This is a genomic window from Comamonas testosteroni TK102, from assembly GCF_000739375.1.
GTDB classification, from domain to species: Bacteria; Pseudomonadota; Gammaproteobacteria; order Burkholderiales; family Burkholderiaceae_C; genus Comamonas; species Comamonas brasiliensis.
The window spans coordinates 3,330,745-3,350,141 of sequence record NZ_CP006704.1 but is presented as its reverse complement, the minus strand read 5'-3'; the positions used below and the strand labels follow the sequence as shown (position 1 = coordinate 3,350,141).

Below are 19,397 nucleotides of genomic sequence, written 5' to 3'. Positions count from 1 at the left end.
CTTACAGGGTGTTCTTGTGCACCTTGCCGTCCTTCATGATCAGGCGCAGGTTCTGTTCGGGGTTGGCCAGAAAGTCCAGATTCACCGTCGGGTCGCCGTCGGCCACCAGCAGGTCGGCAAACGCACCGGGGGCGATGCGGCCCAGCGGTTGGGGGTAGGGGTTGCGCTCGCCCGACAGGGCCAGCAGCTCGCCGTTGGTGCCCGTGGCCTGCTTCAGCAGCGTCATCGGGTCGTAAAAGCGCGTCAGCTTGGCCAACTGCCTGCCCTGCGTGGCCGTCCCCTTGGGGCTGAACAGAATGTCCGTGCCCCAGCCGGTCTTGATGCCGTACTTCTGCGCCATCTCATAGGCGCGCACCGTGCCCTCGGCCACGCGCGACTGGCTCTCGCGGCGCACGGCGTCAGGGTAGACATTGCTGTCCTCGTCCTGCAAGAAGGGCTGCAGGCTCCACCACACCCCCTCGTCGCGCATCATCTTGACGCTCTCTTCGTCGGCCAGCTGGCCGTGCTCGATGCTCTTCACGCCTGCCTTGATGGCCCGCTTGATGCCCTTGGGCGTATACACATGCGCCATCACATAGGTGTTCCAGTCGCTAGCGGCTTCCACGCCGGCGCGCAGCTCCTTTTCGGTGAACTGGGTGCTGTCCAGCGGGTCGTACAGCGATGCCACGCCGCCGCCGGCCAGCATCTTGATCTGCGATGCACCCAGCATCAGCTGTTCGCGCACGCGGCGCAGCACCTCGGTCTCGCCGTCCGCAATCATGGCCACGCCGACTTGCTCCACCATGCTCAGCGGCTCGTTCGCCGCACGCGGAATATCGCTGCGCAGGCGAAAGTCGCCATGGCCCGAGGTCTGAGAGATCATGGCCCCGCTGGGGTAGATGCGCGGGCCCGGCACCATCCCTTCGTCGATCGCGCGCTTGAGCGCGAAGGCCGGCCCGCCCGCATCCCGCACCGAGGTAAAGCCGCGCATCAGCGTGCGCTGCGCCTCTTGCGCGGCGGAGATATACAGATAACCCAGATCGGCCGTCATCGCCGTCATCTGCGGAATGGCTGCCAGCATGGTGTGCCAGTGCGTATCGATCATGCCCGGCATCACCAGCTTGCCCTGGCAGTCGATCACCTGGGCACCTTCCACCTTTTCACCGGCAGAGGGCACGGCCGCAATCATCTTGCCCTGGATCAGCACCTGCACGCCCTGGCGCACCGACTTGCCCGTGCCGTCAAACAGGCGCAGATTGGTCAGCAACACGGGGCGGTCTGCCTGCCTGGGCGTGCCGCCGGCACCGGGCTCGGCTGCGTGCAGGCCCACAAACGGCGCCATCATCGCTGCCACCCCGCCTACAAACATGCGGCGCGACATATCGGTCATCACCCGCTCATGCAGCAACTGGCACACCACACTGCCGCAGGTGCAGGCTCTGGGGCGAATCGGGCCCGTCTTCCAGGCCAGGTCGGCGTCGGTAGCGATTGCGTGACTCATCTGCTCTCTCCCCTCATGCTGAATGAACAAAGACGCCGCGGCAGGCGTGACAAATGGAACCATCAGTTCACAATTTGATGCACCGATGCTACACGACGATAGGCGCATGAAAAACGCCCCTTTGCACGAGGGCACCGGGGCGTCGATTGAATTTTGAGAACAGTCGAAAATCTGTTGCGCTGCAGTAGACTGGGCTTAAACCACAGGCCTGTGCACCAGCACCGGAATGCCGCTGTTCACCAGCACGCGCTGGGTTTCACTGCCCAGCAAAATGCCGGCAAGGCCCTTGCGGCCGTGCGATGCCATGCAGATCAGGTCGCAGTGGCTGTCCTTGGCCTGCTGGATGATGGCCTGGTGCACTGAAAAGTTCATCGTCCGCTCCAACTTGCAGTCCACGCCCTCGGCCTTGGCAATGTCCTGCACCGCCTTTAGCACTGTGTCGGCCGTTAGCTCGGCGTCCCGGCGCATCTCGCTGGGGTTGTAGGCCACCATCCCCTCACCGCTATACATCAGGGCCGAATAGTCCGGCATCACATACAGCACAGTGACCTCGGAGCCTTGCTCCTTGGCCAGCTGCAAGCCTGCACGCAGTGCAGCTTCGGAGAGTTTCGAGCCGTCCGTAGGAATCAAAATGTGCTTGAACATATCCAGCCTCCTTGCGCACCAGCGCATGTGTAGTTGCCAATCAACCCCAACTTAACGATTGCCGCAACCCATACTCACACTCCGGGGCGGCCATTGCAACACCTGGCGTCAATATTCAAGCATTCGCCGCTTGTGCCTGATGCCGCATGTCGGTGGCTGCGGCGCGACAGGGCGCAAGGCAGGCGCCAAGGTTGGGTAGCATGGTGGCGATGTCTTCATCCTTCGGATGACAAGGAAGTCCCATGCTCAACACGGATACCGTTGCCAAGAGATTGCTCGGAGTCTCCGCCGATACCTTGGACGAAAGAGCGCTCAAGGTCGCCCAGCACATTGCCCGGCGCAAACACATTTCACGCAATGTGGCGCAGGAGCTGGAGCAAACGCCGCCCACCTTCGGGCAGCGCGCAGCAGATGCCGTTGCAACGTTTGGCGGGTCCTGGGCCTTTGTGATTCTATTTGGCGCAACGATGGTGATATGGGTGGGCCTCAACACGCTGCTTCTTTTGACGCGCGGCTCCACCTTCGACCCGTATCCCTACATTCTGCTGAACCTGTTTCTGTCCATGCTGGCGGCCATACAGGCGCCCATCATTCTCATGTCACAGAACCGCCAGGCAGACAAGGACCGCATCCGCGGCGAGCATGACTACGAGGTCAACCTCAAGGCCGAGCTGGAGATCATGCTGCTGCACGAAAAGATCGACGAGCTGCAGAAAACGCAGTGGGGTGAACTCATCGCCATCCAGACCGAGCAGCTGCAACTGCTGCGCCAGCTTGCGGAAGGGCACCGGCCCGTTTAACGGCGCAGGTATTGTGCGTGGTGCTCTCGCATCCACTGTGCAGATCGCCATCAGCGGCTAGGGCGGTAGTACGATTCACCCATCGCAACTTGGAGTGGGTATGGGCAAATCGACATATCGCGCATTGGTGATTGCTTCGCTGGGCATCCCAATCCTTGGAATGCTGGCGGAATATGGCTTTGATCTGGTGCCCCAGGAGCTGGCCGACCTTTCCCAGAGCCTGTTGATGCAGTCAGAGGTCGGCCCCACGGACTGGATCTTCTTGTTGGCGCTTTCGGTGCTCGTAGTGCTCGGCCTCATTTCCTTCTACGGCATGCTGTGGTTCAGAGCATGGGCACCTCGGTTTACCCTGTGGTCTTCTGTTGCGACCGCAGTCGTCGCATGTTTCAGCCCGCCGATTGTGCTGTCCGGCCTGGGGAACGCGACATCGGGCTTGGGCTTTGCGCTGTTTGGCGCAGTGCTTGCATTGCCGTACTACTCTCCCGAAGTGCGAGAGATGTTCTGGCCCTCCAAGCCAGAGGCCTGAACAAAAAAGCCCCTCAGAGGGGCTTTTTGCATGGCAAAGCGCTTCGGGTGACTCAAGCAGACTACCTGAACGTCATGCGCAGCGTGCCTTCATCGGGCGCAGGGGGCTGCTTGGCGGTCAGGGCCTGTGCAGACGCGCGGCGCTGGCCGGGGGAATTACCGGGGTAGATCGGCAGCGTCACCTGCTTTTCGCGGTGCTGGGCGCGCTGGGTCAGCCGCTGGGTGCAGGCCGTTGCCAGCGTGGCCAGCTGCGTATCGGTCGCGGCCATGATCTCGCCGTCGGCAATGCGCTGCGGCAGGCTGTTGAAGGACACCACCATCTGGTCGGTCGCAATCGGCTGGGCATGGGGCAGGGTGGGGCGGCCCTGCCTGTCGTAGTTCAGGTTCAGCAGATAGCGGCTGTGCTGCCACTCGTCTTGGTCACCTTCCATCACGGCATTGAACACCGTGCGATGCACCTGCGCCGCGGCCTCTGCGGCCAGAGAAAAGGCCAGCTCCATGCGCTGCGTATCCGTGTATTGACCCAGTGAAAACCTGCTCAGGTGTTACCGTCGAGAGAAAGACACCATGAGCACATTGATGGAAGAAGAGATCAAACGCTGGACCGCAAAGCGCAAGACGGCACTGATCCTGGAGATCATCCAGGGCAAGACCAGCGTGTCGGAGGCCAGTCGAACCTATGACCTGCCGCCGTCGGAGATTGAGGGCTGGGTGGAAGATGGCCGCAAGGGCATGGAGAATGCGCTGAAGGCCAACCCGCAGGATGTGCGCGAGCAGTACGAGCGCCAACTGAAGGAGTTGCAGGAGGCCTACGGCGAGGCGATGCTGGAGTTGCGCGCAAGAAAAAAATTGCAGTCCCTGCTGGGCGAGGACGAGAAGTGATCGAGACGATCCGCCAGGGACTGCAGGCCGACGGCATCACCGTCTCGATCAGCAAGCTGTGCCGGTGGTTCGAGGTGCCGCGGCGCAGCGTGTACTACCGGCCGGTGAAGGCTGCCCCCACGCTGCAGGGGCACTTCGTGGCCCCGATCAAGGCCATGATCGAGGAGAACCCGTCCTTCGGGTACCGAACCGTGGCGCACCTGCTGGGGTTCAACAAGAACACGGTGCAGCGCATCTTCCAGCTCAAGGGCTGGCAGGTGCGCAAGCGCCCGGTGGGCTTCAGGCCGCGGATCCAGTCGCTGCCCTCGGTGGCCAAGGCGCCCAACGAGCGCTGGGCCACGGATATGTGCCGGGTCTGGGCCGGGCGTGATGGCTGGACGACGATGGCCCTTGTGATCGATTGCCATAGCCGGGAACTGCTGGGCTGGCACCTGTCGCGCAGTGGGAAATCGAAGACGGCGGAGTCAGCACTGGAGCAGGCCCTGATCGCGCGCTTCGGCACGCTGGGCCGAGTATCTGAGCCGTTCCTGCTGCGTTCAGACAATGGCCTGGTCTTCACCAGCCGCAGCTTCACCTCGCTGGTCAGAAGCTATGGGCTGCGCCAGGAGTTCATCACGCCACACAGCCCCGAGCAGAACGGCGTGGTCGAGAGGGTGATCCGTACGCTCAAGGAGCAATGCGTGCATCGGCATCGCTTCGAATCGCTGCAGCATGCCAGTCGCCTGATCGGGGACTGGATCCACTTCTACAACCACCGACGCCCGCATCAGGCGTTGAACATGAGAACACCCGCTGAGGCATTCGCATTAGCGGCCTGACCTGTGCAGGTTCTGCTGGGTCAATACACGTCCTGTTGAGTCAGTGAAATCGCTCAACGCAAAATTGCGTTCAGTGAATTCGGCAGGGACATCGAGTCTTTTGATGGCGCGAATCACATCAGCGTGGCGCTTGCCAAAGTGCTCTGCAATTTGAAGACTTGTGGTGGTGATGGTTCCGTGATCGACGGAAAGCGCTGGAAGGGCGGTTACGGGCGAACCAATGCTGTTGTCAGCCATGATGAGGCTCCTTGACGACGAGGTCTAAACCCATCACCTCCCCGACCAAGAGAAGGTGGTGGACCGTGCAGGGTTGGTCGACCGGGTCAAGGATCCGGCACACCCTCGCGGGTGTCCCCACACGGCCCACCGTAAAGCGGGAGCCATGCGCGGGCAGGCATGCTCAAAAAAGCAAAAAGCCGCAAACCATGATTGAGGGCGCGGCTGCTGCGCCTTGACTACCGGGCGACCAAGCCCAGGTCACGCTTAACGGGCGTGACGTTGACAAGTGTAGCTGGTTTGGTGACAAAACTGCTACTCATACCGAACACCTGTCACCATCTTCGAGACAAACAAGCCCGTATGAGCGGGCTTTGTTATTGCCGTTGTTAGCGTTGCGCCACAAGCTTTGTCGCAGCTATATGCTCCGTGGAGAAGTTGTAGATATCGTCCAGTTTGCTAAGAGGGTGGCGCACTTCCTTTTTATCTGCATCCAAAATTCCAAGGTATTTTTGGCTGCGATTGAAGTGGAGGCGACAAACGGGCTTGCGGTTGTTGTCATCCAGCAAAATGCCGAAATAGCTCTGTGTGTCCCTATGACCAATGCGCTCTGGCTCGACGCTTGTTCGCACAATCGATTTCACAATGAAGAACCCTTCCATCTCCTCAGGGGTTGTGTCGATGCGAGCGGTTTCCTCATCTTGTGATGCTAGTGGCTTATCGGTCGATTTCTCCGACTTCACAGCATCATCTGTAGCAAGTGGCTGAGCCACCAGAGTTTGTGGTGCAACTCCAGTAATAGCTGACTTCAACCGATCATTGACCAAGTCGCCGGTGAACTGGGCGACTGCTTTAAGTAGCAGTGGCTGGAACTGTTCACGCACACGAGCAGTGATTGCTCCGTCATAGACACGGGCAGTAAAAAATCGAAGAAATTCTTCGCATGGGTCGCTGAACTGATTGGCTAATTCACGTTTGAGTTGACCGATATATTTCAGTTCGCCCGCCGCACTGATGATGGAGTCAACGTCAAATGCGGAGCGCGTGAGATTGCGAAGCTCTGGTGCCGCGTGCTCGTCGATATCCAGTAGATCGAGCTCCAAAAATGGCTTTTCATCCATTTTGTTGGGGGCGTCCAGGTCTGTGAAAAACTTGTAGACCCGTCCATTCGTGAGGATAGAGATTCTTGCGGTCGTTACGTGAAAGTAGCGGAAAAGTTGGCTTGCATGGTTTACATTCAGTGGCTCACCGAGCTTTTTGCATTCGATCAGCATTTGGACTTGGCCATCTTTGAAAATGGCATAGTCGATCTTTTCACCTTTCTTGGTGCCTACATCGCAGATGAATTCTGGAACAACTTCGGAAGGGTTGAAAACGTCATATCCCAATACGGATTGAATAAATGGTATGACGAATGCCGTTTTTGTTGCTTCTTCGGTTGAGATGTTTTGGCCCTGCTGTCGGATTTTTGCGGCAAGGTTGTTAAGGCTTTCGTAGAACTCCACATTTCCTCCTTCAAGTTGTTTGTGAGGGCATCATATATAAGTGCTTACATGGGATTTTCCCAATTGCTTTTAGCGCTTGCATATTTCGAGTATCAACATTTCAGCCGATACTGCTCATCCCGAGCAACCTTGCGCTCCCTCCGCACCCAATCCAGGTCGTAATATTGGCTGCCTGCACGCCCCATGCTATCCAGCGCTTTGACACGTTCTTCCAGAGCATCGCAAGCTTGCTTTTTGCCGGGCTCGGCAGGCTGAGCAGGGCGGTTTTGATAGACAACCGCGGGGGTGGCGGTATTGCGTTGTGTTTTGCGCCATTGGGCTTCGGCCTGGGCCACTTTTTGATCCCAGGGCAGGCCCGAGGGCACGGTTTCCGTACGCTCCAGAAAAGCGTTGTGCTGGCCGCATGAGTGGCTGCTCCAGAACAGCCCGCCGCCATGGCCTTTGCACAGATAAACAGTACTGCCTGAGTGCCCGCTATGCAGGGTGGTGGTTTTGTCTTCCACCACTTTGCCGCCTTTGCATGCCTCTTGAGAATAGGTATTGCCGCAGCGGTAGATGGGCTGCGCTATGGCCGGAGAGATAGCGGTGGCTGGCAGCAAAAATGCTGCGGCAGTCAAGGCAGGCAGAAAATGCATGCGAAGCATTATCTGTAAAAATTAGTTACGAGTGCATTAGCCCTGGCCCGCAGTGCGATGTTGGGCAACTGAAATAAAGCAAAGAAAAAGGCAATGTAGAGAGCTAGTTTGCCTTCATTGGCGAGTGGGCGCTTTTGGGGCGCTAACCAGATTTCAACGGTAGTTGCCGGGCTGGGACGCTGCTTGTTGCTGATTGGCAAGGAGCTGGGCCGCCAAATGGCTTCTCAGCACTTGCTCCAGCGCGGGTGAGGGCGTCTCAGGGTCTGGAGTTTTGCCAAAGGCCATCAGATTTCGGGTGAGTTGCACGGGGGTCATCAAGATTCCCCAAGGCAGACCCCACCAACCAAGAAACAATGAAAAGACCGTGTCTCCGATTTTTTGCTTGGTGCCGCATCGTGAGCAAGCCACCAGCGGCCTGCTGGACCACGACGTCATCATGACGACCGAATACACGCGGTAAGAGGTATGCACATCCACCGGGCCGGGGCCGTCACATTTAGGGCAGTTGCCTTTGTGCACCCGAAAGATATGGGCCTGGACATCGGCGGGGGATAGCTGGCTGGCAGCGTCGGAAAGTAGCCCTTGGTGCAGGCATTTTTCATTGCAGTAGCGACGTTCGCCGTCTCGCTTTCCGCCAAAAAGAATTCGGGTATTGCAGTACGCGCAGGAAGCCATTCAATTTCTTTCAGTGTTGTTATCGCGCCTGATTAAACCAAATATCGCCGGCGATCACCCATCTAAATTCAGAAGGGATGATTCGTGTATCAAATGCGCCTGGCTCGTGGCCGCAATGGCATGGTGAATTGGTTTTTCATCAAGAGGTCAAAACGCACTCAAGAGAAATGACTGAATTGAGAGCGGCGTGGCGCTCAAGCAAGGCGCGGGCTCAGGCCCGCGCGTTCACTCAGGTCAGTTGGTCGCAAAGCAGTACATCAGCCCGGCGCTGCCGCTCTGCTTGAGCTGGTCGATGCTGCAGCCGCGCGTGCCGTGTGACGAGTTCCACGAGGCATTGGCCACAGGGTCGGGGTTGGTGCCCTTGTGGTCGTGGTGGCCCACGATGGCAGAGCCGCCATCACTCTTGGTCCAGTTGCCGCAAGTGGTGTCCTTGCCGGGCTCGGGCACGGCCAGCGTGCCGTCCGGGCGCGAGCCGGTGAGGATGTCGTGGCGGTTGACCTCATCGCCAAAGCCCGAGACGACTTCGCCCTTCTCGGTCAACGAGGTGTCCTTGCCGACCTTGGCATTGGCGCTGTGCAGGTCGGCCACGCTGGTGGCAATGACCACGCCCTTGGCATTGCGCCACGGCCCGTTGCCGATGCGGTCGCGCGCATTGACGGCCGGTTGTCCATTCAGTGCCGCATTGCTCAGGTAGGCGCGCCAGGTCTTGTTGCCCGCGCCCACGCTGGCGGCCAGCGACTGGCAGTAGCGGTCGGCCCCGGCCAGCCCGCCCAGGTCGCCGCCCTTGCCGGGGTTGGTGCTGGTGATGAAGAAGCTCATGGGGTTGCCGCCCGACGACCCCATGGCGCCGCAACCCACAATCAGTGCGGCAGCCGCAAGGGCGGTGCTGGCGGAAAGAACCAAACGACGGGACATGGCAGGCTCCTGAGCAATAGTGGAGCACGCAGGCTAACGCAAGCTTGTGTCAGCGGCAATATAGGTGGGGTTGTGAGTTGAATCCATCGCCTTTGCCGTTGCTTGGATCAATAGTGCAGCTTTTGCATGTTCGTTCGCTATCATTGCCCAGCAAGAGTCTTTCTATCCGGGTGACAAGTGCGTTTTACTTGTCGTCCCAATCTGGTGAGGTGTATGCGCACTGACAGTCAAAAAAAAATTTCTCCACTCGCAGCGTGTCTTACGTTTGGACTGTTTTCACCGGTCTTCGTTAGTTTCCTTGGCCGAGGAACCCTTGCGACTTGTGTCGCTGTGTTTGGCTGGATATGTTTTTTGGCCATTGCAATCATTTATCCGATTTTTTCGATTAGGAACGGCGTTATATGGACTCGAACGTCTACGACCTACAGAGCAGATGAGCCCGTCCGCTTTTGGGTGGGGCTCATTGCATTGGAGGCAGTGATGCTGTTGGCTCTATTGCTAGCAACTTTTGCTTTGTTCGTATATCTGAATCGACCAATCTAAGGTCCGGGCAAGCAAGGCAGTGTCCTTTAATTGCGCCGCAGCGGTCGGTCAAAATTCTCTCACTCAGGCCGAGTGGCTACCTTTGGACGTGATAGGTCTTCCATCACACTTCTTGAAGGTCAGACATGCGTCGTGATGCAACGGTCTTTGCTTGGCTTATCCTGATTCTTGGCGTGTTCGGTACTGCAAATGGAAGCGCCATTTTGATTCGCGGCGCTTTTCATGCAGAAGGAGCCAGCTGCAAGGCAATCTGTGGGATCTCGCGCTTGTTTGCCGATTTTTTTTCGCCCGTGGTTGGAGCCGCCTCGGCGGGAGCGATCTACTTGCTGTTGGGCTCATGCATGGCTTTGGCGGGGTGCCTGGTGCTGAAAGACCAAAAGAAGACGCGGCGTTGAGCGGCTGTGGCGAGCCGAGTAGGGGCGTTAAAGAGGGCCAAGAAGATGCCTCCGCTGTTAGCATGACTAAATGTGGAAATCCTTGCAAACCATGCTCGCCGCTGCCTTCGTTTTCTTGAACGATTGGAGCTATGCACGCATGTATGTCAGCGTAATCGGCGGCTTCTGCAGCGCAGCGTTGATCTACCTATTCGCATTGCCAAGCGAGCTGCCGTTATGGCCAGCGGTGCTGGTCGTGTTTCTATCGGGTGTGGTGGGTCTTTGGTGGGAGCGCCAGAGCTCACACAGTTCCGAGATGTGAAAACTGCGAGCCATGTCCAGAATTCCTTCTGTATCGTTAGAACGAGCGCGATCTGACATAGTCGATGGGGATACCGTCGCCGAGGAAGAGCGTCAATGGTGGGTGCGCATCATTTTTGTGGCGCTAAGTGCAGGCTGCGTAGTCTTGGTGATTAGCCTTCTGCGTTCGTTTGCCACGCTTCAGGACTATGCAGGTGCTATGTTGGTTAGCATTTTTGCATTGCTCGCTGCAGTCTTGGCAGCCCCCAGCCGGTTTCAAGATCGATTTTTGAGACCAATAATGATCTATGCACTAATATTAGAAATAATAGTCAATGGTTTCATTATTATGAAATAACGTCCAGGCCTTATGCTTGGACACTCTAATATCAATCGTGTTGCATGCTAAGAAATTCTGTCCTATGTCTGAAAGTACCTCTTTAAATGGTGTCATGGTAAGAGCCATTCAATCCAAAGACTTTGATCAGTGGCTATCGCTTTGGGACGGCTACAACGCTTTCTATGGACGGGTCGGGGCTACTGCACTGGCCAGAGAAATTACCGAGACAACCTGGGAACGCTTCTTCAATCCCATTGAGCCGGTATTTGCGTTGGTTGCGGAGCATGAAGGAGAAGTGGTTGGCCTGGCCCATTACCTGTTTCACCGCAGCACCACCAGACTGGGCCTGGTCTGTTACCTGCAGGACCTTTTCACGGCCCCCACACGGCGCAAGCTCGGGATTGGCAAGGCCCTCATCAACAACGTCTACGAGCAAGCCACGCTGGCTGGCGCGAGTCGCGTCTACTGGCAAACACAAGCAGCCAATGAAGCCGGCCGCGCGCTCTACGACAAGTTAGCCGAACATAGTGGATTTATCGTCTACAGCCATGAGCTGTAGCTTGATATGCCCGAAGTGACAGGTTGGGGTTGAGTTCTGGCTGTCGCAGTACTGATCATTTGTTTTAGGTGGCTACCAACCGATCCATGAAATGCATCACCGCTTCGCTTGCTTCAGCGGGAACGACCTGCAAGAGGCAGTGTGGGGCATCAAAAGTTTCGACTTTCATATCTCGGCACAGTTGCTGTGCTTCGGATGCTGCTGACGGCGGCACGACGTGATCATTGAGTGCCCTCAGATATAGAACTGGCATCGCAAGCCTGGCAGCTTGAGCACGTACATCCACAGATGCGACTTCACGGAGCCGAGCTCGCAAAATAGCTGGTTGGACCTCGTGCAGAGCTTTACGCAGCAAGGCGCTCAACTTCGAGGTTGCAAACCGGCCAAAAAGCAATTTAGTTGCGATTGTCAAAGGTGGTCGGGGTGTCGGCAAGTAAGTCATGCCTTTTAGCCACCGAAGGTTGGGTCTGGGGTTTCGAACGAAGGTACAACACAAGATGACGCCCAGCACTCGCGCTGGATTGGCTGCCGCTATCGAAATTGCGATTGGGCCTGAAAACGACTCTCCAAGCAAAACAATAGGGCCATCAGGTGGCAGATGCGCTGTAGCGAAGTCACTTAAAGCAGCGTAAGTCTGGGAATGACGAGTAGTTGGATATCGAACTACTGAAACGGGGTACTTGTCCTTGAGCGCAGCAATGAAGGGCTCGAAAAGGGTGCTTGTCCCATCCATACCGGGAAGGAGAACTAGGGTGACATGCATTTTTGCAGATCATACAGAGTAGGGCGCCCTCGGACATTGAAGTGTGGGGAGTTTTCTGGGGAGTTTAGGGGGCGCGACGGGAATTGAAATGATGGCGCTCAGAGGGGGATGACCCCTTTAATCCCCCTTAAACCCCGGTTTGATCGGTTCGATTCCCATCGCCAGATGCAAACTCCGTCTGAAATGAAGATCTATCGCAATTTTTGCTGAGACTTGGCAGTTTGGCCCGATGAAGGATTCGGCTCAATCACTCTTTGAGTGTCTCCAGTTGCTTGGGATCGACGCTCAAGGGGGAGCGATTCCGAGCGCGGCATCTGACGGGTTACAGGCGTAGAAGTCGTACCAGCTATTCGCAACGGCAATTGCACCGAAGCAGGAGACTGGCGCAGTGGCAAACCCAAGCTATCCAGACACGAGTGTCTTAAAGGGTTTGTAGCGTCCGCGTTTGCTGCTGGTGCGGGCCTGGCATGGCACCTTAGGCAGGTCACAGTCATCAATTTATGCGGTCCGATGTTCACGGTGATTTTGCCTTGTAACGCTTTTCTATAAAGAGATTGAAGCTATCAAAATTGATTGTTCACTTATTGCATTCACTATCTATTGAGCAGGAATGTGGTTGCCACGGTCATGTCGAATCAGCAGCAGTCCATGCAGTGCGCTTCTGATGCGTCACAAATACCTAGTCCGATGGCTGGTTGCCGATGGGCGCGCCAAAAGCGGCTTGTCGAGATGGCTGCAGTTGTTGGAGGAAAGACGGCCTTACACATTGAAAACCCGCAAGATATCGAAGCGACTAGACTCGGACAAATGAAGAAACTGTTTGGAGTCTCTGCGCTCGTCTTGCTTTTGTCGGGCTGCTATGCAGCAGGCCCTGGATACAGCTACGGGTATGGCGATACCTATATCTATCAGCCTTACGGCGGCTCGTATTACTACGGGCGGCCTGCATACAGGCCTGGGTACCACCATCATCATCACGTGCACCGTCCACCCGCCCATAGGCCTCACCCAGGTCATGGCGGACATGGAAATCATCGTCCTCCACATGGCGGTCATCGGCCTGGTGGAGGCCATGGGCATCGCTGAGCTGCATGTACCAAGGGAAAGAGCGAAGATTGGAAAATTGTTGTTGCAGCAGCGTGCCAGTTAAGAGGTCAACTGCGGATCGGCCACTTGGATAGTTGAGAGTCTTCGGCACCTGGCGGGCAATTTTTCGACCTAAGCAGGAATGCCGGGCCGTGTTTCTTCTTGGTCTTCAGTCCACGAGTTGCTGGCGCAGGTCTGTTTTCTAAAGTCGCCCGTCGCATGCCCTTGACGGGTAAGGACATTGAAAAGCCCGCCTTGGCGGGCTTTGTTGTGCATGGACGGGCTAGCGTTTTTTCCTCATAGGTTTCCGCCCGAAATTTCAATCAGACTGCCCGTGGTGTAGGGGGACTCGTCCGACATAAGCCATACGATTGCATTCGCAACCTCCAGGGCGCTTCCTCCACGCCGCATGGGAACTCGCGGCGCCAGATGCTGAACCCTGTCCGGTTGTCCCCCGCTGGCATGGATATCCGTTTCGATGAGGCCGGGGCGGACTGCGTTCACGCGGATGCCTTCCGCGGCCACTTCCTTGGCCAGTCCCAGCGTCATCACATCCATGGCTCCTTTGGATGCTGCATAGTCCACATACTGGCCTGGCGCGCCCAGTCTTGCGGCGATGCTGGAAACATTCACAATGGCTCCGCCATGACCGCCGCGTGCCGTGCTCATGCGAAGCACGGCCTCGCGGGCACACAGAAAAGCACCGATGGTGTTGATGCGAAACATCCGCTCCAGGCGCTCAAGGCTGAACTCCGCCACTGTCTGCGCCGTGTCCACGATGCCTGCGTTGTTGACCAGTGCATCCAAGCGCCCGAACTGCACATCGGCCACTGCAAAAAGGCGTCGAATCTGTTCTTCGCAAGCCATGTCGGCCTGAATGGCCATGGCGTGCCTGCCCATGTCGGTGATTTGCGAGACAACCGCCTCGGCTGCTGCTTGATCCGTATTGAAGCTGAGCAGCACATCCCAGCCGACCGTCGCAGCTTGTATGGCGGTGGCCGCACCAATACCTCGGCTGCCGCCGGTGATGAGCACGACTTTGTTTTTCATGGGTCTCCTGAAGGGGGCATGGGATGCGGCTGAGAGTCTTGGCATGGGCAGCACAGCTTGCGAGCCATCTTATCGCTGTATTTCTTAACGGCGCCTATGTTTGGCAGGGTCTATGTGCTCGTATTCTTGTATCTCAAGGCAACAAAAAACCACCTGTCGAGGTGGTCGGGAACCCATCGCCAGATGAATTTGAAGCGCCGGGCTACCAGTACCGGTAGTTGCGGCGCTCGCGCAGCAGCCTCTCTTGCTCCTGCTTTTTTTCCATTGCTGTGGGCTCTTGCTGTTCTAGTTGTGGCGGAGTGGGGAAATCCTTGTCCATGGAGAACAGCTCCTTGGTGGTCTCCCAGAACTTCTGGATTGGCGGGGGAATACGGCTATCTTGCATATAGACCTCCAGTCCTGGATGACGAATCAGGATCGATCGTCAAAGAGCACAGTACTCTTTTTAATAACCTTAAATGCCCTCCAATAAGTAAAACGTCAGCTTCGGTGCAAACGCTGCTTCGGTGCTGGCGCTATCGCGCAGCTTGCTCGCCAAGCGGTTTTCCAAGGCCGATCCCTGCTCGAGTAGGCTGCCTTGCCTCAGAAAGTCAACCCCCAATGCACTTGCCGCCGCTTCTTTCCGTTGCCAAAGTCAACGGGGCTGATGCATGACTACCGCCTGCGAAGCCGATTGCGGACATCGCGGCTGAGATGAGAGTCACGCTGTTGTCTCATCCAGCTGATAAAGGCCGGAGCACTCGGGCGAGTGCACAGATGACGCAGGAGAAAACGGGCTAGCATGCAAGGCAGAACAAGGGAGTGGACATGGAAAGGTATCGGTTCAATGTGTTCGGCGATATCGTGCTCATAGAGCGCAGAGACTCCGCATGGCGCTGTTTTTCCGTTGGAGCCGATGGCAAGCTTGGCTTTGTGGATCTGGCCGTTCCTTCCGAGGTTTCCTGCGAGGAGTTGCCTCAGTATCTCTACGACATCTTTCACGAGAGCGCCGCATCGTCCGATGGCGATATCTTCGAGATCGTCTGAGCCTCGCGGTATCCCTGCAGTCGCTTGCTGAAGGTCTGCGGCGAGGGCCAGGGCACTGGCTCCAGTGTGCTTGCAACTTGTTCGGCGCTCACATGGGCGCAGGCCTTGTCTGCGCTGCGTTTGAGTTCGGCGTTGGATGATCAAGGCTGGGCGTTTCCAGATCTTTCCGTGACGTACGAAGTATCGGGAAGCCGACCTCAGGATATGCTTAGTTCGGCTATTCGCTGAGGCAATAGCGCCTTGGATGGGTCTCGCTTCGCCGGACAGCTCAGGGGCGAGCCGCTCATTCAAACCGCATGCAGGAGATGACCGCCATGACGTTTCAAAAGAACCCGCTCAAGGAAGCGGAACCCAAGCCGGAACCAGTTGATCCGCCCAATGAACAACCGCCTGCAGAGTTGCCGACCGACCCCATAGATAGGCCGAATGTATAAGGGCTTCAGCCAGTGATGCCTTGGCTGACTCCGTTTGTTGACTCAATAGCGGCTCGAGTGCTTCTACCTTGGTATCGCGAGCGTGATTGCTATGCTCAAGTCATCAAAACTGATTGGGAATTCCCCTGAGCTGGTTCAAGCCCATCTACAGCCAGCGTCGGACCTGTTGGCGATAGGTGTCGAAGGACGCTCCAAATTGTGCTTGCAACGCTTCTTCTTCCGGCCGAATCTGAAAGCGCTGCAAATAAGCCATGAATAGCGGCACAAGAAGCAGTGCCGACAACTTGCCCAACCCTGTGGCGAAGCCAAGCAGCAGCAGTGCAAAGCCCAGGTACATCGGATTGCGTGTCATACGATAAACCCCGCTGACGACCAGTGAGGTCGACGCTGCAGGAGTGGTGGGGTTTACCGTGGTTTGGGCGCGCTGAAACGCTCGTACGCCGGCTATGCAGAAGGCTCCTCCCAATATGGCCAGCAATGAGGCGGCCGTCCAAGAGGCCGGGAATTTGGTGGTCAGGATATCTGGCAGAAGCCACATGGCTGCGGCAAACACTGCCAACAGTGCCATCGGCGGCACTCGCAGCGCGAGCAAAGAGGAATCAGTTTGCGAGCTGGATTGGAAAGTCATGTGTTCAAGGCTAAAGCTTGAAGTGACTTGATGGTCAACTATGTCATGTCATGTCATGTCAGGTCATGTCAGGTCATGTCATGTCATGTCATGTCATGTCAGGTCAGGTCAGGTCAGGTCAGGTCAGGTCAGGTGGCGCGACATGCGTAGGCCGTTGATTGCCAGCCGGCTTGGCCCTGGCAATACGCAGGTGTTACATCTTTTCGGGCTTCTTACGGCAGCTCCATCATCGCCAGATCTGGGGAGGTGGTGAGCCCAAGGGCTGAGCCGTCTGTTTGTCAGAAGTGACCATATATGGTGATTTCCTGGCGGCGGGCATGAAAGTCACAGGATGTGAGTTCTGAAAGAAGAGGGCAGATTCCGAGAAGCGCCTTGGCCTAGCATGGACCTATGTTCCTTGAAAGGAGGTCGGTCATGAAATCTCTCAATGTCCTTGTATTGCTTACGGCTGTGGCGGCTCTCAGTGCCTGTGAAAAAGCGCCACAACCAGAACTTCAATCGAGGCCGCCAGCAACAGAAGGAATGCCTGCACCGCATCCAGCCCCGGGGTCTCAAGTTCCTGTTCCCGAGCCATCACCTGCAAATCCCAATCCACGTCCATAACCGTTGTTATGTGGGGCAGTGAAAAGTTCCATATTGTTTGCAGCAAGACATGGGGCCTGGACCAGGTCTTGCAACGTATCAAGGCCCGACGACAAATAGCTATCAGCTGAAGAGATGCCAGAGGAAATGGTATCGCCGATACATGAAATATGGAGAACAGCTTCCTGTAATTATTTCAGGAGCTGGTGCAGCGATGAGAATCTTGACAATCAAGCATTGCCGGCTTCTCAGAGAGCGGCCATGCCCCACGCCGCATATCCAAACGGATTCATTCTGTTTGTCACAAACTACGAGAAATACCTGCTCATTGAAGCGCATTGACAGTGGTGCATTTCTTGGCAGCAATCCAAGCTTTCGATATGCCGGTGTAGTTGCATGCCTCGTTTGCGGCTGATTTTTGCTGCGTGTTTTTGGGGCGGTTGCCCAGTCGCAGCGGATGTGGACACGGGGTTGATCGAAAAGACTGGCGTGGGCTTGTCCATTGCTCGGCCCGCCTGATTCGCGAGTGTCTGCTCTGCGTCTGGTTCACCGATAAAGCGTATATTTGCCTGGAGACAAGCTGATGAGGGCGAGGCTTCAGGGCTCGGGCTGGGTTGTCCTCGTCGGAGTCATTCCCTCCGGCTTGCTGGTGACTATCGAGCTGAGTTGGAGAATAACGATGCAAAAGACATTTCTCGCCATTGATACCAACTCCTGGATACTGCTGGTCAGTATTTTTGCGTTGCTCAGCCTCGCGGCTTTTCTGGGCAAATTCACCTGGAATAAGAGGTTCAAACATGACGCCGTCGCTGAAGATGAACTCAAGATCGTCCTGGGTGCAACCTTGTCATTGTTTGGTCTGCTGATCGGCTTCATTCTGTCGTTCGCGATTGGCGGCTACAACATGCGCGTGGCGGCCGAAGAAAACGAAGCCATCGCAATCGGCAATGCTTTTCAGCGCAACAGCTTGTTGAAGGACAGTCATCAGCAGCAGGCGAAGGCCTTGCTGCAAGACTATTTGAGTCTGCGCACACAATTCTTTGAGACCATGAATGAAGGCCAGCGGGCGCAAATCCGCAGAGAGTCCATTCGCATGCAGACCCGGATGTGGACGCAGGTCAGCAAGATTGCCACAGCCAACCCCGACCCGGTCATTGCGACAGCCTTGAACGCCTGCAACGACCTCTATATCGCACAGCAAAAAACGATGGCCAGCTGGCGACATCACATTCCAGGTGCTGCCTGGTTTCTGCTCATCATCTTCGGGGTCTGTTCGAACTTTCTTATCGGCTACAACATCCGTGGCCAAAATCGTCGCAACTCCCTGATTTTCATCGTCCCGTTCGTCACGGCCCTGGCTCTTTTCCTGATTGCCGAGATCGATGTGCCTGGTAAAGGCCTGATCCACGTGTCGCCGGACAATCTCATCATCCTGCGCGAAACGCTTTCCGATGGCGTGTTGATGTCTTGATTGCTGCTCGCGCACTGGCGCAGCATGCTTTCTTGTTGGCGATGAAAAGCCTGCGCAATAGGGAGCCGGGAGATGCTAGGGACTATCGAATTTATGAGCATATAGCGCATGCTCTATATGTACTTGAAAGCAGTTCTATATCAAGATCGTTGCATGACTTACGCTATATGCTTCTGTTTCAATAGCGTTCAACTGGCACCTGCACTCCGCATGGCGGTGCTGGGATGCCGCGCCAATGACTGCCGCGCGCGGCGAGAATTGCTCCAACGCTTTTGCAAGCATCAGTGGCGATGCACCCCGGCTGTTGCAGAGAAAGGCCATCCAGCGATGGCCATTTTGCGATGAGTCTGCCCGTGTGATCGACAGCGGTGCTCCCGTGGCGGTGTGTTGCGATCAAGGTGAATCAGGGCTGGCTCAGGCTTTCGATGCTGCTTGATGGTGGTTGGTTTGAGATTCAACAAGCAAGGGGGTTCATCATGAAAGTGATGCTGGCCATTTCATTGATCGCTATTGCTCTGGTGGGCTGCAATGCCTCTCAACCGCCTGTGCAAAGCGCTGCCGGGGACAAGGCGGCGGGCGTTTCCGCCACCAAGGTGGTTAACTTTGTGGGGCCCATGGATCTGACGATCAGGCTGCAGTCTTCGGATAATTTTGAGACTGCCGTGATGACGGACAACGCCGACCGTTCGTTCAACATGACTCGTGTGCCGGCGGCCAGCGGCTTGCGCATGACGGATGGCAAGAGCACGTTCATCCATTTCAGGAATGGCGAAGGTATTGTGGAGTTGGTGAAGGATCGCCCCATCCGGATCAAGGAGTTCACGAAATAATCGGCCTGCTGATTCGATGGCAAGCCCGTGGCGACATGGGTATTTTTATGGGCCAATGTCAGGCGAAGCCGCCTTGCCATGCTGCGGCTATTTTTTCATGGGTGCTGCCATGCGCCGGTCTTATCTCCTTCGGCATGGCGCACCAAAGGACTGCACTGCGCTGTGGCCTTCGTGGCGCGAATCGCCTTGCCATGGGCCTGCTGCAGATTTCCGTGACAAAGTTCGTACTGCTCGCGCAGATGTTGCGGGTAGGTGTCTGGAAAGTTCTTCATCCATTTGCGGCCGTCCTCCATCCAGCTCTCGATCTCCGAGGGG

26 protein-coding genes are annotated in these 19,397 nt (G+C 56.5%); 12 read left to right on the top strand and 14 right to left on the bottom strand.

Annotated features, from left to right (window positions below):
* Position 1: 1 nt before the first annotated feature.
* Both O987_RS15085 and O987_RS15080 read right to left on the bottom strand, forming a co-directional pair.
* A complete protein-coding gene (locus O987_RS15085; RefSeq protein ID WP_043373217.1) occupies positions 2 to 1,480 on the bottom strand; it encodes a metal-dependent hydrolase family protein in 1,479 nt (492 codons plus the stop codon).
* Positions 1,481 to 1,675: 195 nt separating this feature from the next.
* A complete protein-coding gene (locus tag O987_RS15080; protein ID WP_003054670.1) occupies positions 1,676 to 2,125 on the bottom strand; it encodes a universal stress protein in 450 nt (149 codons plus the stop codon).
* A gap of 242 nt (positions 2,126 to 2,367) precedes the next feature.
* Here O987_RS15080 and O987_RS15075 point away from each other — a divergent pair, with 242 nt between their 5' ends.
* A complete protein-coding gene (locus O987_RS15075; RefSeq protein WP_043373214.1) occupies positions 2,368 to 2,925 on the top strand; it encodes a DUF1003 domain-containing protein in 558 nt (185 codons plus the stop codon).
* Between the two features lie 100 nt (positions 2,926 to 3,025).
* Positions 3,026 to 3,451, top strand: coding sequence for a hypothetical protein (locus O987_RS15070; protein WP_043373211.1), 426 nt, complete (start codon positions 3,026 to 3,028; stop codon positions 3,449 to 3,451).
* Between the two features lie 61 nt (positions 3,452 to 3,512).
* Here the strand turns inward: O987_RS15070 and O987_RS15065 are convergent, their stop codons facing one another.
* Complete coding sequence (locus O987_RS15065; RefSeq protein ID WP_235214151.1) at positions 3,513 to 3,950, bottom strand: hypothetical protein; 438 nt, start codon at positions 3,948 to 3,950, stop codon at positions 3,513 to 3,515.
* 67 nt (positions 3,951 to 4,017) lie between these two features.
* On the opposite strand from O987_RS15065, the gene O987_RS15060 reads away from it, so the two are divergent.
* Both O987_RS15060 and O987_RS15055 read left to right on the top strand, forming a co-directional pair.
* Positions 4,018 to 4,332 (top strand): DUF1153 domain-containing protein, encoded by a 315-nt coding sequence (locus O987_RS15060; RefSeq protein WP_043373207.1) that lies wholly within the window; start codon positions 4,018 to 4,020, stop codon positions 4,330 to 4,332.
* On the top strand, positions 4,329 to 5,150 hold the full coding sequence (locus O987_RS15055) for an IS3 family transposase (RefSeq protein WP_043373203.1): 822 nt from the start codon (positions 4,329 to 4,331) through the stop codon (positions 5,148 to 5,150). The genes O987_RS15060 and O987_RS15055 overlap by 4 nt, the downstream gene beginning before the upstream one ends.
* Here the strand turns inward: O987_RS15055 and O987_RS28150 are convergent.
* The 5 genes from O987_RS28150 to O987_RS15040 form a co-directional block, all read right to left on the bottom strand.
* On the bottom strand, positions 5,139 to 5,387 hold the full coding sequence (locus tag O987_RS28150) for a Rha family transcriptional regulator (protein ID WP_080731534.1): 249 nt from the start codon (positions 5,385 to 5,387) through the stop codon (positions 5,139 to 5,141). The genes O987_RS15055 and O987_RS28150 overlap by 12 nt on opposite strands.
* 368 nt (positions 5,388 to 5,755) lie before the next feature.
* Entirely contained in the window at positions 5,756 to 6,871 is a 1,116-nt protein-coding gene (locus O987_RS15050; protein ID WP_043373201.1) for a type I restriction endonuclease, read from the bottom strand.
* A 92-nt stretch (positions 6,872 to 6,963) separates the two neighbouring features.
* Positions 6,964 to 7,506, bottom strand: a complete 543-nt coding sequence (locus O987_RS15045) for a hypothetical protein (protein WP_235214150.1) — start codon at positions 7,504 to 7,506, stop codon at positions 6,964 to 6,966.
* Positions 7,507 to 7,659: 153 nt separating this feature from the next.
* Complete coding sequence (locus tag O987_RS28145; RefSeq protein WP_080731533.1) at positions 7,660 to 8,181, bottom strand: hypothetical protein; 522 nt, start codon at positions 8,179 to 8,181, stop codon at positions 7,660 to 7,662.
* Positions 8,182 to 8,415: 234 nt separating this feature from the next.
* A complete protein-coding gene (locus O987_RS15040; RefSeq protein ID WP_043373197.1) occupies positions 8,416 to 9,096 on the bottom strand; it encodes a hypothetical protein in 681 nt (226 codons plus the stop codon).
* Between the two features lie 668 nt (positions 9,097 to 9,764).
* Here O987_RS15040 and O987_RS15035 point away from each other — a divergent pair.
* From O987_RS15035 to O987_RS15020, 4 genes are all read left to right on the top strand, one after another.
* On the top strand, positions 9,765 to 10,034 hold the full coding sequence (locus tag O987_RS15035; protein WP_019042537.1) for a hypothetical protein: 270 nt from the start codon (positions 9,765 to 9,767) through the stop codon (positions 10,032 to 10,034).
* Between the two features lie 70 nt (positions 10,035 to 10,104).
* Positions 10,105 to 10,335, top strand: coding sequence for a DUF4175 domain-containing protein (locus O987_RS15030; RefSeq protein ID WP_141567822.1), 231 nt, complete (start codon positions 10,105 to 10,107; stop codon positions 10,333 to 10,335).
* 12 nt (positions 10,336 to 10,347) lie between these two features.
* Positions 10,348 to 10,671, top strand: a complete 324-nt coding sequence (locus O987_RS15025) for a hypothetical protein (protein WP_043373194.1) — start codon at positions 10,348 to 10,350, stop codon at positions 10,669 to 10,671.
* A 64-nt stretch (positions 10,672 to 10,735) separates the two neighbouring features.
* The gene (locus O987_RS15020; RefSeq protein ID WP_043373191.1) at positions 10,736 to 11,212 is read left to right on the top strand and encodes a GNAT family N-acetyltransferase; all 477 of its coding nucleotides are present in this window, start codon (positions 10,736 to 10,738) and stop codon (positions 11,210 to 11,212) included.
* A 64-nt stretch (positions 11,213 to 11,276) separates the two neighbouring features.
* Here the strand turns inward: O987_RS15020 and O987_RS28140 are convergent, their stop codons facing one another.
* Positions 11,277 to 11,975 carry an alpha/beta fold hydrolase gene (locus O987_RS28140; protein WP_080731532.1) on the bottom strand — a complete coding sequence of 233 codons (699 nt, stop codon included), beginning with the start codon at positions 11,973 to 11,975 and terminating at the stop codon, positions 11,277 to 11,279.
* 889 nt (positions 11,976 to 12,864) lie between these two features.
* Between O987_RS28140 and O987_RS15015 the strand changes: the two genes are divergently transcribed.
* Positions 12,865 to 13,125 carry a hypothetical protein gene (locus O987_RS15015; protein ID WP_144244932.1) on the top strand — a complete coding sequence of 87 codons (261 nt, stop codon included), beginning with the start codon at positions 12,865 to 12,867 and terminating at the stop codon, positions 13,123 to 13,125.
* A 233-nt stretch (positions 13,126 to 13,358) separates the two neighbouring features.
* On the opposite strand, the gene O987_RS15010 is transcribed toward O987_RS15015, so the two are convergent.
* Both O987_RS15010 and O987_RS15005 read right to left on the bottom strand, forming a co-directional pair.
* On the bottom strand, positions 13,359 to 14,111 hold the full coding sequence (locus O987_RS15010) for an SDR family oxidoreductase (protein WP_043373187.1): 753 nt from the start codon (positions 14,109 to 14,111) through the stop codon (positions 13,359 to 13,361).
* A gap of 202 nt (positions 14,112 to 14,313) precedes the next feature.
* Positions 14,314 to 14,496, bottom strand: a complete 183-nt coding sequence (locus O987_RS15005) for a hypothetical protein (RefSeq protein ID WP_003054686.1) — start codon at positions 14,494 to 14,496, stop codon at positions 14,314 to 14,316.
* A 422-nt stretch (positions 14,497 to 14,918) separates the two neighbouring features.
* Here O987_RS15005 and O987_RS15000 point away from each other — a divergent pair, with 422 nt between their 5' ends.
* Positions 14,919 to 15,137, top strand: coding sequence for a DUF7661 family protein (locus tag O987_RS15000; protein WP_019042546.1), 219 nt, complete (start codon positions 14,919 to 14,921; stop codon positions 15,135 to 15,137).
* 579 nt (positions 15,138 to 15,716) lie between these two features.
* On the opposite strand, the gene O987_RS14995 is transcribed toward O987_RS15000, so the two are convergent.
* Both O987_RS14995 and O987_RS29090 read right to left on the bottom strand, forming a co-directional pair.
* The gene (locus O987_RS14995) at positions 15,717 to 16,199 is read right to left on the bottom strand and encodes a methyltransferase family protein (protein WP_034400575.1); all 483 of its coding nucleotides are present in this window, start codon (positions 16,197 to 16,199) and stop codon (positions 15,717 to 15,719) included.
* A gap of 460 nt (positions 16,200 to 16,659) precedes the next feature.
* A complete protein-coding gene (locus O987_RS29090) occupies positions 16,660 to 16,800 on the bottom strand; it encodes a hypothetical protein (RefSeq protein ID WP_158407676.1) in 141 nt (46 codons plus the stop codon).
* A 660-nt stretch (positions 16,801 to 17,460) separates the two neighbouring features.
* Here O987_RS29090 and O987_RS14990 point away from each other — a divergent pair.
* Positions 17,461 to 18,252 carry a hypothetical protein gene (locus tag O987_RS14990; protein WP_043373184.1) on the top strand — a complete coding sequence of 264 codons (792 nt, stop codon included), beginning with the start codon at positions 17,461 to 17,463 and terminating at the stop codon, positions 18,250 to 18,252.
* A 398-nt stretch (positions 18,253 to 18,650) separates the two neighbouring features.
* Positions 18,651 to 19,082, top strand: a complete 432-nt coding sequence (locus O987_RS14985) for a hypothetical protein (RefSeq protein WP_235214149.1) — start codon at positions 18,651 to 18,653, stop codon at positions 19,080 to 19,082.
* 95 nt (positions 19,083 to 19,177) lie between these two features.
* Here O987_RS14985 and O987_RS14980 read toward each other — a convergent pair whose 3' ends face one another.
* Positions 19,178 to 19,375 (bottom strand): hypothetical protein, encoded by a 198-nt coding sequence (locus O987_RS14980; protein ID WP_043373181.1) that lies wholly within the window; start codon positions 19,373 to 19,375, stop codon positions 19,178 to 19,180.
* Between the last annotated feature and the right edge of the window lie 22 nt (positions 19,376 to 19,397).